Annotated in this window: 14 protein-coding genes; 7 read left to right on the top strand and 7 right to left on the bottom strand. The window is 72.1% G+C overall.

The window, feature by feature from the left end:
* Positions 1-94: 94 nt before the first annotated feature.
* On the top strand, positions 95-604 hold the full coding sequence (locus ACH4OW_RS20940) for a sigma factor-like helix-turn-helix DNA-binding protein (protein ID WP_398029527.1): 510 nt from the start codon (positions 95-97) through the stop codon (positions 602-604).
* On the top strand, positions 601-852 hold the full coding sequence (locus ACH4OW_RS20935) for a hypothetical protein (protein WP_360127392.1): 252 nt from the start codon (positions 601-603) through the stop codon (positions 850-852). The genes ACH4OW_RS20940 and ACH4OW_RS20935 overlap by 4 nt, the downstream gene beginning before the upstream one ends.
* 24 nt (positions 853-876) lie before the next feature.
* Here the strand turns inward: ACH4OW_RS20935 and ACH4OW_RS20930 are convergent, their stop codons facing one another.
* Positions 877-2,037: a cystathionine gamma-synthase gene (locus ACH4OW_RS20930; RefSeq protein ID WP_398029525.1), complete on the bottom strand. Its 1,161-nt coding sequence runs from the start codon at positions 2,035-2,037 to the stop codon at positions 877-879.
* 138 nt (positions 2,038-2,175) lie between these two features.
* On the opposite strand from ACH4OW_RS20930, the gene ACH4OW_RS20925 reads away from it, so the two are divergent.
* The 3 genes from ACH4OW_RS20925 to ACH4OW_RS20915 all read left to right on the top strand — a co-directional run bounded on the left by ACH4OW_RS20925 (position 2,176) and on the right by ACH4OW_RS20915 (position 4,865).
* The gene (locus ACH4OW_RS20925) at positions 2,176-3,282 is read left to right on the top strand and encodes a hypothetical protein (protein ID WP_360127386.1); all 1,107 of its coding nucleotides are present in this window, start codon (positions 2,176-2,178) and stop codon (positions 3,280-3,282) included.
* Positions 3,283-3,420: 138 nt separating this feature from the next.
* Positions 3,421-4,089 (top strand): peptide-methionine (S)-S-oxide reductase MsrA, encoded by a 669-nt coding sequence (gene msrA, locus ACH4OW_RS20920; RefSeq protein WP_360127383.1) that lies wholly within the window; start codon positions 3,421-3,423, stop codon positions 4,087-4,089.
* Positions 4,090-4,448: 359 nt separating this feature from the next.
* Positions 4,449-4,865 carry a hypothetical protein gene (locus tag ACH4OW_RS20915; RefSeq protein WP_398029522.1) on the top strand — a complete coding sequence of 139 codons (417 nt, stop codon included), beginning with the start codon at positions 4,449-4,451 and terminating at the stop codon, positions 4,863-4,865.
* A gap of 145 nt (positions 4,866-5,010) precedes the next feature.
* Here ACH4OW_RS20915 and ACH4OW_RS20910 read toward each other — a convergent pair whose 3' ends face one another.
* Positions 5,011-5,937 (bottom strand): NAD(P)-dependent oxidoreductase, encoded by a 927-nt coding sequence (locus ACH4OW_RS20910; protein ID WP_398029520.1) that lies wholly within the window; start codon positions 5,935-5,937, stop codon positions 5,011-5,013.
* 59 nt (positions 5,938-5,996) lie between these two features.
* On the opposite strand from ACH4OW_RS20910, the gene ACH4OW_RS20905 reads away from it, so the two are divergent.
* Entirely contained in the window at positions 5,997-6,437 is a 441-nt protein-coding gene (locus ACH4OW_RS20905) for a MerR family transcriptional regulator (RefSeq protein ID WP_360127377.1), read from the top strand.
* A gap of 36 nt (positions 6,438-6,473) precedes the next feature.
* Here ACH4OW_RS20905 and ACH4OW_RS20900 read toward each other — a convergent pair whose 3' ends face one another.
* The 3 genes from ACH4OW_RS20900 to ACH4OW_RS20890 form a co-directional block, all read right to left on the bottom strand.
* Positions 6,474-7,742 (bottom strand): DUF2786 domain-containing protein, encoded by a 1,269-nt coding sequence (locus tag ACH4OW_RS20900; RefSeq protein ID WP_360127374.1) that lies wholly within the window; start codon positions 7,740-7,742, stop codon positions 6,474-6,476.
* Positions 7,743-7,814: 72 nt separating this feature from the next.
* Complete coding sequence (locus tag ACH4OW_RS20895; protein WP_360127371.1) at positions 7,815-9,074, bottom strand: Ig-like domain-containing protein; 1,260 nt, start codon at positions 9,072-9,074, stop codon at positions 7,815-7,817.
* Between the two features lie 198 nt (positions 9,075-9,272).
* A complete protein-coding gene (locus ACH4OW_RS20890) occupies positions 9,273-9,668 on the bottom strand; it encodes a hypothetical protein (RefSeq protein WP_360127369.1) in 396 nt (131 codons plus the stop codon).
* A 115-nt stretch (positions 9,669-9,783) separates the two neighbouring features.
* Here ACH4OW_RS20890 and ACH4OW_RS20885 point away from each other — a divergent pair, with 115 nt between their 5' ends.
* On the top strand, positions 9,784-10,104 hold the full coding sequence (locus ACH4OW_RS20885; protein WP_398029517.1) for a hypothetical protein: 321 nt from the start codon (positions 9,784-9,786) through the stop codon (positions 10,102-10,104).
* A gap of 114 nt (positions 10,105-10,218) precedes the next feature.
* Here the strand turns inward: ACH4OW_RS20885 and hutH are convergent, their stop codons facing one another.
* Both hutH and ACH4OW_RS20875 read right to left on the bottom strand, forming a co-directional pair.
* Entirely contained in the window at positions 10,219-11,763 is a 1,545-nt protein-coding gene (hutH, locus tag ACH4OW_RS20880; RefSeq protein ID WP_398029515.1) for a histidine ammonia-lyase, read from the bottom strand.
* An 85-nt stretch (positions 11,764-11,848) separates the two neighbouring features.
* Entirely contained in the window at positions 11,849-12,988 is a 1,140-nt protein-coding gene (locus ACH4OW_RS20875; RefSeq protein WP_398029513.1) for a diguanylate cyclase domain-containing protein, read from the bottom strand.
* Positions 12,989-13,590: the final 602 nt, after the last annotated feature.

Genomic DNA, 13,590 nt, shown 5'->3' with positions numbered 1-13,590 from the left:
AGCCGGGCCGCGGCGAGGCCGGGCCACGGACTCGCGGCCCGGTTTTTCCCGGCCGCCTCTTGACCCGGTGCCGGGCCTGCCGTGCCATGTAGCTGTGCGAGAGCGGCGGGCAGCACAGGAACGCCGTCGTGCCCGGGAGTTCGAGGCGTTCGTCGCGGGCGCGGCCGGCCGTCTGCTGCATGCCGCCACGCTCCTGACCGCGGAGCCCGGCGACCGCCCGGCGCCCGCCGCCGAACGGCTGCTCACGGTGGCGCTGGCGCGCACGTACGTCGTCTGGGACCGGCTGCGCGGCGAGGACCCGTACGACCGCGCCCGCCAAGAGATGGCCGCCCACTACGCGCATTCCGCCTGGCGCCACCGCCTCCCCCGCGCGCTGCTCCCCGGGGCGGGGCCGCCGGCCGGCGGCCTCCTGGAGCGGCTGACCCCGCAGGAACGGCTGGTGCTCGTCCTGCGGCTCTGCGAGGGCGTGGCCGAGGAACAGACCGCGGCACAGCTGGGCCTGCCCGCCGAGCGCGTCCACGCGCTGTGCCTGCGGGCCGTGGGGCAGATGCGCAGCAAGCCGCCCGCCGGCCGTACGGGGCTCACCGGAGCGGCGGCGCCGTGAACCTCCCGGACCGCAAGGAGGCCGAGGTGCGGCGGATGCTGGACGGGCCGCACCCGCTGGTCCCGCCCGACCTGGCGCTCCGCGCGGCCGAGCGCGGCCGCCGGCTGCTCGTCCGCCGGCGCCGGACCCGCCACGCGCTGTGGCTGCTGGCCCTGGCGGCGCTGGCCGCGCTCCTGGTCTGGGCGGCCGTCGACCAGCCGTGGCTGCCGCCGCCGGTGCGCACCACCCCTCCTCTGGAAGGGTGGTGAGCCGCGGCGCACCGGCGCGCTCCCTCAGCCGAGCGCCTGGGTGAGGTCCGCCACCAGGTCGTCGATCGCCTCGATGCCGACCGACAGCCGTACGAGGTCGTTCGGCACCTCCAGCAGCGACCCCGCCGTCGAGGCGTGCGTCATCCGGCCCGGGTGCTCGATCAGCGACTCCACGCCGCCCAGCGACTCGCCGAGGGTGAACAGCTTGGCGCGGTTGCAGACCTCCACCGCGGCCTGCTCGCCGCCCGCGACGCGGAAGGACACCATGCCGCCGAAGGAACGCATCTGCTTGGCGGCGGTCTCGTGACCGGGGTGCTCCGCCAGGCCCGGGTAGTAGACCTGGGTGACCTTGTCGTGCGCGGCGAGCAGATCGGCGATGCGGGCCGCGTTGGCGCTGTGCCGGTCCATCCGTACGGCCAGCGTCTTGAGGCCGCGCATCACCAGCCACGCGTCGAAGGGGCCGGCGACCGCGCCCATCGCGTTCTGGTGGTAGGCCAGTTCGTCGCCCAGCTCGGCGTCGTTGACGACGAGCGCGCCGCCGACCACGTCCGAGTGGCCGCCCATGTACTTGGTCGTGGAGTAGACCACGACGTCCGCGCCGAGGGCGAGCGGCTGCTGGAGGTAGGGGCTCGCGAAGGTGTTGTCGACGACCAGGCGGACCCCGGCGTCGCGCGCGACGGCCGCGAGCGCGGCGATGTCCGTGATGCCGAGCAGCGGGTTGCTGGGCGTCTCCACCCAGATCGCCTTCGTACGGGGGCGCAGGGCGTCCCGTACGGCCTGCGGGTCGGAGGTGTCGGCGACGGACCACTCCACACCCCACCGCTCGACGACCTTGGAGATGAGGCGGAACGTACCGCCGTACGCGTCATTGGGGATGACCACGTGGTCCCCGGGGACCAGAAGGGTCCGCAGCAGGCAGTCCTCGGCCGCGAGCCCGGAGGCGAAGGCCAGGCCGCGGCTGCCGCCGTCGAGGGCGGCCAGGTTCCCTTCCAGGGCGGTACGGGTCGGGTTGGCGCTGCGGCTGTACTCGTAGCCGCCGCGCAGGCCGCCCACGCCGTCCTGCTTGTAGGTGGACACCTGGTAGATGGGCGTCACCACCGCGCCGGTCGCCTCGTCGGGCTCCTGACCAGCGTGGATGGCGAGGGTTTCGAAATTCTGGGGGCGCTGTTCGCGCTGATCGCTCATGCCTGCCGAGGGTAGTCGTCCACACCCGCGAACTTTTCGGAACTTTCTGCTTCGCTGGATAGTGGATACATACAAGACACATTCGCGCCCCACCCACAGCCCGCCTCCCTCCCACGACCGGAATCCGAGACTCACCACATGGACGCTCTGCTGGTTCTCTTCGCCGCTGCCGCCCTCGGCGGTCTCGTCCTGCTGCCCTGGCTACGGCGCAGGCAGGCCGCGCAGCAGGCCCGGCAAGGGCTGACGGTGGCCGCCGACCCGACGGCGGGCTACGGATTCGTACCGGCCCACGAGCTGGACGTACGGCTGCCGGGGCCCGACCGGGAGCTGGAAGAGGCCCTCGACGAGATCCGGCGCACCCACGACTGGCGCCCGGCCGCCCAGCTGCTCAGCGCCACCGGCGAGGACTGGGAGCGCCGCTGGCAGCGCGTGCAGACGCTCGCCGGAGCCGCCGCGTTCGAGCTGGCGGAGCGGCCCGGGCAGGGCGGCATCTGGCTGCGTACGTGGCGCTCGGAGGCGCCCAAGGACCCCGGCGGCGCCCAGACGCACGCCCAGTTCCTCGTCCTCCAGGCGCTCCGCGATCCCGGCTCGCAGGACTTCCGCATGATCCTGGAGGAGGCCCGCACGGTCTGCCACGAGGCGGCCCTGCTGGCCCCCGGCAGCCCCGTCCCGTACATCACGGAACTGGCCGTCGCCCGCGGCCTCGGCGACCGCCGCGCCGACTACGACGCCCTGTGGTCGAAGGTCTCCCAGCGCGCACCGCACCACATGGGCGCCCACCTCGCCGCCCTGCCCTACTGGTCGCAGAAGTGGCACGGCTCCAAGGAGGAGGCCGCCGCGTTCACCGAGAGCGCCGCCTCGGCCGCCCCCGCCAAGAGCCTGCTCCCGGCCCTCCCCCTCTTCGCCGTCTACGACCACCTCCCCGAGGCCAACATGGTGCGCGGCCTCTTCCAGAGCGCCGTCGTCGAACGCGCCATGGAAGGCGCGCACTTCGCCCTGCGCGAAGCCCCCGCCGACCACCCCATGGCCCCGCACGTCCGGCACCTGCTCATCTGGTTCCTCGTCCGCGCCGAGCGCTACGCGGAGGCACTGGAGCAGCTCCGCCTGGTCGACGGCCACGTCGGCGCGGTCCCGTGGTCGTACGGCAGCAGCCCCGCCGCCGAGTACGCCGCGTACCGCGCCCTGGCCGTCGCCGGCTGGGAACGGGGCGGCGGCACGTCGGCGGACTTCCGCCCGCAGCCGTAGCCACCGGCGGCCTCCCGCCTCCGCTCCCGGAATGCCCCCCGCCCCCGAAACGTTCCCTCAGAGACCACCTGAGAGCCCCCTAGAGGCCACCTCTAGAGGCCGCCCGACGCCCCTCCTCACCTCCCGGAGCCTGATCACATGCTGTTCAACCGCTTCAAGAACGCGCTCCCCACCCCCGAGGAGGCCCTGAAAGGCCGTCCCGAGCGCGACTTCACCGTCCCCGACCGCCACACGGTCCTCGGCAACCCGCTCCTCGGCCCCTACCCCGCCCACCTCCGCATCGCCGACTTCGGCCTGGGCTGCTTCTGGGGCGCCGAACGCAAGTTCTGGCAGACCGAGGGCGTCTGGACGACCCTGGCCGGCTACCAGGGCGGTCACACCCCCAACCCCACCTACGAAGAGGTGTGCAGCGGCCTCACCGGCCACACCGAGGCGGTCCGCGTCGTCTACGACCCCGCGCAGGTCTCCTACGCCACCCTCCTGAAGCTCTTCTGGGAGTCCCACGACCCCACCCAGGGCTTCCGCCAGGGCAACGACACCGGCACCCAGTACCGCTCTGCGATCTACACCCACTCCCCCGCCGACCAAGAAGCCGCCGAAGCCTCCCGCACCGCCTACCAGTCCGTCCTCCACTCCTCCGGCTACGGCGACATCACCACCGAAATCCTCCCCGCCACCCCGGACCGCCCCTTCTACCCCGCCGAGGGCTACCACCAGCAGTACCTGGACAAGAACCCGGCAGGCTACTGCGGAATCGGGGGCACGGGGGTGAGCTGCCCGGTGGGGGTGGCGAAGGCGGAAGGCTGAGGCCCTCCCGCCGGAGATCGCGACGACGCTGAGCGCGCTGCGGGCTCAACTTCCGTACGCCCGGGTGACCGACAGGTGCGGTTGCGACTGCGCGACGGCCGACCTGCGGCCGGAGCCCCGCTTCGCCGAGCGCTGATCAACGCAGACCACGAGCAGCTCCCCGCCAGCTCTCCGCCCCGAGCGGGCGAAGATCTCGGCGCCTACTACCTGGCCTTGAAGTCAACCTTCCCTGTGGGGTGTTACTCGCGGGCCGGGGCCGGTGGATCGGTGGGGTGCCTGCTGCGGAAGGCCCAGTCTCACTTTCAGACGAACGGCTCTTTCCGGGCGTCATCGTGCCCCCGAGCCGCCACCCTTTTCTCATGGCGACTTCGGGGGCACGGGGCGGACGACTCGGCGGGCTGCGGCAGTGGTGGGGTGTTCTGGCCGGTGTTTTGCTGATTGCGGCGTGGGTGCATGCCGCGGCGGGTCCTGCTGTGGTGGTCGTCCTTTCCGCTGCCGTGTTTTTCTGGAGCTTCTTCCAGGCGCCGATGCCGTGCGGCGCCCCGGTCCGCGGACGCTCGGGCGGCTGTCGCAACAACGCCTACGGGTTGCTGTTGGGGTGCCACATCCGCCAGCACCGGTGGCAGAAGCTGAAGATGCTGATCGTCCGGCGGCAGGTGCGCACGTTCTGCGCGGGGCTGTTCTCGGACGGTAAGGCCGTCGTCGTCACGCTGGCCGGGCTGGGGAGTTTCCTCTCGGGGCTCGTCGCCCTGGTCCCCGGGGTCGGCGTTCACTGAGCCGGCGTACGTGCCGCGGCCGCGGCGAGCCCGGGGAACTCCAGCAGGACGAGGTGCGGGTGGAGCAGGAGATCCGGCGGGTGGCCGACGGAGTGGTGGCGGCCCGGGTGACGGCGGGGGATGCGGGGGTGTTTGGGGTGGGGGTTTAGCCGGGGAGGCGGGGCTGGGCCGACCGGGTCGGTTTCTTGAAGACTTCGTGTACGGCCAGGTAGTTCTTGCCGCTGTGGCCCTGGGCGATCGCCTGTTCGGCGATCGCCTTCATGAGCTGCGGCTGGTCGGAGTTGATGCCCTGTTCCGCGCAGGTGCGGGTGATGTGGTCGAGCGCTTGGAGGTTCATCTCCATGGTGCCCGCGTCCCCGGGATAGTCGCCCTGGTCCAGGGCGGGCGTCTGTTCGGTGAGGGTTGCGGTCACCACTGCGGGCAGGAACCAGTCGAGGGCGAGCTCGGCGAACGTGGCCGCCGGGACGTTTGCCGAGCCGGCCAGCGCCGTGGCGTGCAGGAAGCCGTTCATGGTCGCGTACATCAGGTCGAGCAGTGCCGTGTTGTACAGCACTGCCAGGCCGGGGTCGGAGCCGAGGTACCGGGGGTCGCCCATGCTCGCCAGCGTCGCCCGGTGCTCGTCGAAGACCTGCTGCGCGCCGCTGTAGAGGAAGACGGACCCGGGGTTCCCGACGAGCGGCGGTGGCACCATGATCGCGCCGTCCAGGTAGGCGATGTGCCGTTCGGTCGCCCAATTGAGCGCTTTTCGGGCCTCGTTCGGGGTGCCGGAGTTGAGGTTCAGCAAGGCACGGCCCTTCAAGGCGTCGGCTGCGGAGTCGAGTACCGCGTACATGGTCGCGTAGTCCTTGAGGCACATGACCGTGGCGGGGCTCGCGGATATCGCTTCGGCAACCGTCTCCGCGCGGCGGGCGCCCTTGGCGACGAGGGTGTCGGCCTTCTCCGGGGTGCGGTTCCAGACGGTGGTGGGGTGGCCGTGTTGCAGCAGTGCTTCGGCGAGGGCGAGGCCCATGGGGCCGAGGCCGATGACCGTAACGGGGGTGGGGTGAGGCACTGTTGATGGCTTGTCAGTCATGCGGCCTAGACTGCTGTCTCACATCGGTGTGAGAGTCAACTGGACGTGGTGGTCGTCACATGCGTATGGGGGAGTTCTCCCGGCGGACCGGGGTCAGCCAACGCCTGCTGCGCTACTACGAGGAGCAGGGGCTGCTCAAGCCGTCGCGGCGGCCGAGCGGATATCGCGAGTTCGCCGAAGCGGACATCGCCACCGTCCGGGGCATCCGCATGCTGCTCGGCGCCGGTCTCGGTACCGCCACGATCGCCGAACTGATGCCCTGCATGGTCGACGACGGGCAGATCCTGGCGCCGGCCTGTTCCGGCATGCTGCCGGACCTGCACCGGGAACGTGAACGCATCGACGAGGCCGTGGCCGGCCTGCTGGCCGCACGGGAGAAGCTGGACGCCGTCATCGCCGCCACGGTGACGGCCGAGGGCGACGACGATCCGGGAGCCTGCCATGCGGTGAAACGGTCCGGCGAGGTCGCTGCGTCGCCGCTCGGCGTCGCGTCCGGCTGACGGTGGTGCGGGGGGCTTCGCGGACCGTCGCCGGGGTCAGGGCCTTTGGTGGCCCAAGCGGGCGCGGTCGGCCGCTGCGGCTCCCTGTTCCCAGCCGTCGGCGTCGCGTACGCCCCGCATCCGGACGGCGGCGGTGTCGGGGAACAGTTCGCCGGTGGTTTCCGCCACGGCGACCTCGCGGGCGGCCAGGACCGGGAGGAGGTCCGGGGCGCTATCCACGGCCTCGGTGGTGGCTTCGTCGGTGGCTGCCGCCAGGCGGGTGCGGATGCGGTCGGCGTACGCGACGAGGAACGTCTGCCGGAAGTCGCGGGTCCGGCGGGACCGGCCGCGGCTGTGGTGCTCGTCGCCCGCGCGGTGCATGGCGGTGGTGGCTTGGAGGAGCAGTGACGTGTAGAGGAGTTCGGCGGACTCCAGGTCGGCTTCGAAGCCGATGAGCGTGGAGAAGCCCACGTCGCCGGACCAGACCGCCTGGCAGCGGTTGGCGGCGGCGACGGCGTCGAGCAGCAGCGCCTTCGCCTGCTCGTACGGTCCTTCGATGCCGATGCGGATGGCGGAGGGGCCCGCGGCCCGGCCGTGGCCGGCGCTGCCGCCGTCGCCGGTGTGGTCGAGCAGCGCTTCGTCGATGCTGTGCCGGGCCATCAGCTCCTGGGCCTTGGCCGACAGCGCCTCCGCCTCCTCCGGGTAGTCCGTGGCTTCGGCCTTGGCGAGCAGGCCGCGGATACGGCCCAGGGTCCGGGACTCGGCGGGTGTGTTCGCGCGTGCCGGGCTGGCGGCCGGCAGGGGCGTGATGCGGGGCAGCCGCCCCAGGACGCGCAGCGCTGCCAGTACGTCGTAGGTGGCCTCGAAGCGCGACGTGCGGAGGCGGCGCGCCAGCTCCTCCAGGTAGCCGGTTTCCGAGGTCCACCAGACCTCGGCTTCGAGGTCGCGCAGCTGGGCCGCCCAGCGCGCGCCGCGGCCGGACTGCGCCGCGTGCCCCGTACGCCGTGCTTCGGCGGCCATCGCGTCCACGACGACAGCGGTACGCGGGCCGCCGCCCGTCTCCCGCCGTACGATCCGTTCCAGGTCGGCGGGCTGCCAGCCGCCCTGCCAGCAGCGACGTACGGCGTCCTCCGCCGCGGCCAGCAGCGCGGCGCTGACGACCTCCGGGCCCGCGGGGGCCGCTGCCAGCATCGAGGCCCCGGCCTCAAGGGCGTCTTCCGCGGGCGACCCGTCCTGGGCGTACCGGACGCTGCCCAGTACGGTGCCGACCAGTTCTCCGGCGGCGGCCCGGCCCTGCTGCCGCTGTCCGTCCTTGCGCTTGCTCACGTGGTCACGATACGGAGGGCGGGCCCCCGCCTGCGCACCGGCGGGGGCCCGCCCTCGGAGGGTCGGGGTGCGCTACTTCACGGCGCTGCCCGCGACCCACTCGTTCCAGTCCATGTTCCAGCCGTTGAGGCCGTTGTCCGGCTTGATGGTCCGGTCCGGGGAGTTGACCATGTGGACGACGTCGCCGATCAGCGAGTTCTCGTAGAACCAGGCGCCGTCCGTGCCCGGGTCGCCGGCGCCCTTCACGTCCTCCAGGCCGATGCAGCCGTGGCTGGTGTTGGCGTTGCCGAAGATGCCCTTGCCCCAGTAGTTGCCGTGCAGGAACGTGCCGGAGCTGGACAGGCGCATGGCGTGCGGCACGTCGGGGATGTCGTACTCGCCTTTGCCGTCGTTGTTGGTGAAGCCGACCGTGGAGCCGTCCATCCGGGTCTGCTTGTACTTCTCCGAGACCACCATCTTGCCGTTGTAGGTGGGGTGGTCCTTGCTGCCCGCGGAGATCGGGATGGTCTTGATCGTCTTGCCATCGCGGACCACGGTCATCTTGTGGGTCTTCGCGTCGACGGTGCTGACCTGCGAGCGGCCGATCCGGAAGTTCACCGTCTTGTTCTGGACGCCCTTGACGCCGGGCGCGGCCTCGACGCCGTCCAGCTTCAGGTCCATGGTGATCTTGGAGTTGGGCTTCCAGTAGTCCTTCGGGCGGAAGTCCAGGCGCTGGTCGCCGAACCAGTGGCCGACGACCTCCTGGTTGCTGCTGGAGGCCACCTTGATCGCGGACTCGACGTCCTTCTTGTTCTTCACCGGCTTGTCGAAGTTGACCGACACCGGCATGCCCACGCCGACGGTCGAGCCGTCCTCCGGCGTGTAGTTGCCTATGAAGCTGTTCTTCGGGGAGACCGTGGTGAAGGTCGAGTTCTCCACCGCCTTGCGGCCGTCGGCGTCGGCGGCGTGGGCGGTGATCGTGTACTTGGTCGAGCGCTCCAGCTGCTTCTTCGGCTTCCAGGAGGAGCCGTCCGCCGCGAGCGTGCCCTCGACCGGCTTCTTGTCCTCGCCGGCGGTCATCTTGACGTCGGTGAGCTTGCCGCCTTCGACGGTGACCTCGGCGGCGCTGTTGATGCCCGCGTCGGTCGAGCCGTTCTTCGGTTCGATCTTGATTTTGGCTTCCGAGGCGTCCTTCGCCGCCGCCTCGTCGACCTTCTTCGTGTTGTCGTGGCCGCTTCCGTCGCCGCCGTCACCGCCACCGCACGCCCCGAGTGTCAGCACACCCCCGAGCAGCGCGGCGGTGGCTATGAGCCCCTTGCGACGCTTGCTGTCCGTCATCACACGATTCTCCATTGCCTTGCTGCCGAACCCGAAACCCCCGAGCCGGGCGCCGCACCGCAGACCGCCGGGCGACACCTCAGGAACGTCTGTTCCGTTTCGTCCGTTCCACACCCAAGACGTATGTGGGAAACGCCACCCGGCTCCCGGACGGCGGCGGGCGTCGTCCGGGAGCCGCGCGGCGGCGGCCGTGCGCCTCGGAGGCCGTACGCCTCAGAAGCGGACCCGCACCCCGTCCCGGTCGCGCGCGTCATCCCCGGCGCCCGCCTCGGCGTCGTCGTCCTCCGGGAGGCCGTCGTCCTCCGCGTCGTGCCCGAGGACCCACTCCGCGTCGGCGTCGTACTCGATCTCCTCACTGCTCCACGACGCCTGCGTCAGCTCCACGCCGGGCACCCCCTCGACCAGGTCGAAGGGGTCCACGAGGTACGCCAGCGCCTCCGCCGGATCGCTCTGGACCGTTTCCTGCGCATGCCCGCGCTCCTCAGCGGGTAGGGACGGGTCACCGTTGATGTGGTCGAGTGCCGCACCGGTCAGCCGGTCAGGGTCGGCGACCTCCATGACCAGTTCGACATGGAGCCGGACAAACCGTGATGTCTCGTCATTGCTCATGTCTGGGAGCGTAAGCACCACCGGGTCCTGACTTCCCCGCGACCCGCGGCTGTCACTAACATCTGTTTTCAACGGTCAATTCACCGAGCCCACAAGGGGGATCGTTTCCGTGCCCGTGACCGCACGTCGACCACTGCTGACCGCCGCAGCCGCGGGATCGGTACTGCTCGCCCTGTGGTTCGTACCGTCCGCGAACGCCACCGTCGAACACGGCGAACGGACGCCGCACGCCCCCCGGACGGCCCATCAGAGCCCCCGGACGCAGCCGCACAGCGCGCAGCAGACAGGCCAGGCGCAGCAGGCGCAGGGGACACTGCTCGCCGACACCGGCGGCTTCGACACCACGCCGTACGTCGTCGGCGGCGCCGCGTTCCTCGGCGTCGGCGCCGGGCTGGTCGGCTTCTCCGTACGCCGTACGCGCGGCGCCGGGATCTAGGACACCGGCCCGACCTGCCGAAGAAGAGCCGGCCTTCGATGCCGTCCGGCGGGGCGGGCCGCCCGCCCACCCCGCCGTAAACGCAGGTCAGAGCCGAAAACGCAGGTCAGGCCCTCAGGCCAGCTCGCCCGTGACCTTCTCGACCGCCTCGACCAGCCGGCCGTCGCGCACGAAGCCGTACGCCGCCTCCAGGTCGGGCGCGAGGAAACGGTCCTCGCCCGGCCCCTGGATACCCGCGGCCCGTACGGCGTCCAGCACCGCGCGGGTGGCCGGCGCCGGGGTCAGGCCCTCGCGCATCTCAACCGCCCGCGTCGCCGCGTACAGCTCGACGGCGAGCACCCGGGCCAGGTTGTCCACCGCGGTACGCAGCTTGCGCGCCGCCGACCAGCCCATCGAGACGTGGTCCTCCTGCATGGCGGAGGACGGGATGGAATCCACCGAAGCGGGCGCGGCCAGCCGCTTCAGCTCGCTGACCAGCGCCGCCTGCGTGTACTGGGCGATCATCAGGCCCGAGTCGACGCCCGGGTCGCCTGCCAGGAAGGCGGGCAGGCCGTGCGAACGGTTCTTGTCCAGCAGCCGGTCCGTACGGCGCTCCGCGATCGAGGCGAGGTCGGCCACCGCGACCGCGAGGAAATCCAGGACGTAGGCGACCGGCGCGCCGTGGAAGTTGCCGTTCGACTCGACCCGGCCGTCCGGGAGGACCACCGGGTTGTCCACGGCGGCGGCCAGCTCGCGGCCCGCCACCAGCCGCGCGTGGTCCAGGGTGTCCCGGCCCGCGCCCGCGACCTGCGGGGCGCAGCGCACGGAGTACGCGTCCTGCACACGCGGCGCGTCGTCCTGGTGGTAACCGGTGAGTCCCGAACCGGCCAGCACCTTGAGCATGTTCGCGGCCGAGGCGGCCTGGCCCGGGTGCGGGCGGATGGCGTGCAGCTCGGGCGCGAGCACCTTCTCCGTACCGAGCAGCGCCTCCAGCGAGAGGGCCGCGGTGATGTCCGCGGTGGTGAACAGGCGGGCCAGATCGGCACAGGCCATGATCAGCATGCCGAGCATGCCGTCGGTCCCGTTCAGGAGGGCCAGGCCCTCCTTCTCCCGCAGCTCGACCGGCGCGATGCCGTGCTCGGCGAGCAGCTCGCCGGCCGGCCGCACGACGCCGTCCGGGCCCTCCGCCTCGCCCTCCCCCATGAGCGTCAGCGCGCAGTGCGACAGCGGCGCGAGGTCGCCGGAGCAGCCCAGCGAGCCGTACTCGTGGACGACCGGGGTGATGCCCGCGTTGAGGATCTCCGCCATCGTGCCGACGACCAGCGGCCGGACCCCCGTATGCCCCGAGGCCAGCGTCTTCAGGCGCAGGAACATCAGCGCGCGCACCACCTCGCGCTCCACCCGCGGCCCCATGCCGGCGGCGTGCGAGCGCACGATGTTGCGCTGGAGCTGGGCCCGCAAGTCCGGGCTGATGTGCCGTACGGCCAGGGCGCCGAAACCCGTGGAGACGCCGTACACCGGGTCCGGCTTGGCCGCGAGGTCGTCGATGACCGCGCGGGCGGCGGCGACGGCGGCGGTGGCCTCCTCGGACAGCTCGATACGGGCGGCGCCGCGGGCGACGGCGATGACGTCCTGTGCGGTCGTGCCGGACGTCCCCAGCACCACAGTGTGCATATCCATATTCAGGCACCCTAGAGACTGAATCCCAGGATGTCACCACGGTGGCCACTGCGAAGGCCGCCACGAGGGCCGCTACGCGGCCGGGTCAGCGCCGGAACCGGCGACGCTCCTTCGACGGGGCCCGCTCCGGGGCGTCCGCCAGGCGCACCACCGGATCGTCCGCGCCGCCCTCCCGGCCCGCGACCACGGGGCCCCGCGAGCCCGCGCCCTTCGCCCGGTACTGCGCGGCGTCCGCCAGCCGGAACAGCCGCCGGGCCGACCACACGGGCCCGATCGGATCGCCGGTCGAGGCGACGCCGACGGCGACCCCCTCGCCCAGCTCCAATTCCTTGGCCCGCGCACACAGCTCCCCCGCCACCTTGGCCACCTCGTCAGCCGAAGGTCCCACCGTGAGCAGGCAGAACTCGTCCCCGCCGAGCCGGGCGGCGAGGGTGCCCGGCAGTATGGCGCCACACAGGGACAGCACCGAGCCGAATCGTTCCAGCAGCCGGTCTCCGACGGCGTGCCCGCGCGAGTCGTTCACCCGCTTCAGCCCATTCAGATCACACACCACCAGGCTCACCACCGCACCGTCCCGCCGGTGCCGCTCCAGCGCCTCGTCGAGCCGCATGTCCACCGCGCGGCGGTTCGCCAGCCCCGTCAACGCGTCCGTGAACGCCAGCCGGCGCGCCTCCGCCAGCCGCTCCGTCTGCGCGAGCCCGGCCGCGGTGACCGCGGCCAGCACGGTGGCGAACTCCGCGTCCTCCCGCGTGAAAACCGGCTCGCCGGCCGCCCTGGCCACGTACACCTCACCCCACGCACGCCCGTGCAACACGATCGGAGCGACCACGCAGCAGCCGCGGCCGCGACGGCGCAGCGCGGCCGCGCGCTGGTGGTTGTACGGTCGCCCGTACGGCCGGTTGCCTGGCCCCTCCTCCGGTCCCGGCCCGCCGTCGGCGGTCTCGACCCAGGCGTCGGGCTGGCCGCCCCCCGCGATCTCCGGGAACTCGTGCACCGGGTACGACTCCCCTTCGGGGAACTCCACCTCGCCCTCGGCCAGTTCCCCGACGTTGACCAGCACCTTCAGCCGGCCCAGCTCCCGCTCCCACGTCGAAATCGCCGCGAAGGCGCCCCCCAGGGCCGCCCGCGTCCCCTCAGCGGCGGCCCGCACCGAGTCACACGGGGTGTGGGCGGCGGCGAGCGCTTGCGCCAGCGCCACCACGGCCCGAAGCCTGTTGTCCGTCACCGGACCTCGCAATCACATTCCGTCACGTTGGACACTACGTGTCACTCCAGCGTAGGAACGGATGCGCGCTTCGCGCGCGGTTTGTACGCGTTGCGCTGCGCGCGGCGTTCGCGCTGTCGCGCGGGGTTGCGGTGCGCGCTTCGCGCGGGGTTGCGGTTCGCGCTTCGCGCGGGGTTGCGCTGGTTTCGTTGTGGGTCGGGGCCGCGCAGGGGGGTGACTCCTCACCGCACTCGCGCGAACCATGTCTTGAACGCTGAACCTGGTGTTGCGAGCTGTCGGCTGCGGGGACACCCCCCTGCACGTCCCCTCCGGCCGGTTCCGCACCCCCGCGCGAGTGGGGGTGGGGGAGGAAAAAGACACCAGCAGCGCAGCAACCAGGGGCGATGTCGCCACCGGGCACCCGGGGAAAGGCAAAGAACTGCCCCCTTCGGGGGGCCTCGGCCACGACGGCGGGATAGTCGCCTACCGGCCTTGGGGCCGGGGACACGCAGGGGGCTCCCCGCAGCCGACACGTCGCAACACCAGGTTCAGCTTTCCAGACAAGGCTTCCGCGACTGCGGTGAGGAGAGACCCCTGCGGGGCCCCGGCCCCCCACCCACCGG

The sequence above is a fragment of the Streptomyces sp. NPDC017056 genome (assembly GCF_044332485.1).
Taxonomy (GTDB): domain Bacteria; phylum Actinomycetota; class Actinomycetes; order Streptomycetales; family Streptomycetaceae; genus Streptomyces.
Note: the sequence above shows the minus strand (reverse complement) of the source record. Positions and strands in the feature narration are given on the sequence as shown.

Bases quoted from the DNA above. Each gene is read 5' to 3' on its own strand.
- ACH4OW_RS20895 (WP_360127371.1), bottom strand. From the start codon at position 9,074: ATGGAGAATCGTGTGATGACGGACAGCAAGCGTCGCAAGGGGCTCATA.
- ACH4OW_RS20915 (WP_398029522.1), top strand. From the start codon at position 4,449: ATGGCGACTTCGGGGGCACGGGGCGGACGACTCGGCGGGCTGCGGCAG.
- msrA (WP_360127383.1), top strand. From the start codon at position 3,421: ATGCTGTTCAACCGCTTCAAGAACGCGCTCCCCACCCCCGAGGAGGCC.
- ACH4OW_RS20905 (WP_360127377.1), top strand. From the start codon at position 5,997: ATGCGTATGGGGGAGTTCTCCCGGCGGACCGGGGTCAGCCAACGCCTG.
- hutH (WP_398029515.1), bottom strand. From the start codon at position 11,763: ATGGATATGCACACTGTGGTGCTGGGGACGTCCGGCACGACCGCACAG.
- ACH4OW_RS20930 (WP_398029525.1), bottom strand. From the start codon at position 2,037: ATGAGCGATCAGCGCGAACAGCGCCCCCAGAATTTCGAAACCCTCGCC.
- ACH4OW_RS20890 (WP_360127369.1), bottom strand. From the start codon at position 9,668: ATGAGCAATGACGAGACATCACGGTTTGTCCGGCTCCATGTCGAACTG.
- ACH4OW_RS20910 (WP_398029520.1), bottom strand. From the start codon at position 5,937: ATGACTGACAAGCCATCAACAGTGCCTCACCCCACCCCCGTTACGGTC.
- ACH4OW_RS20925 (WP_360127386.1), top strand. From the start codon at position 2,176: ATGGACGCTCTGCTGGTTCTCTTCGCCGCTGCCGCCCTCGGCGGTCTC.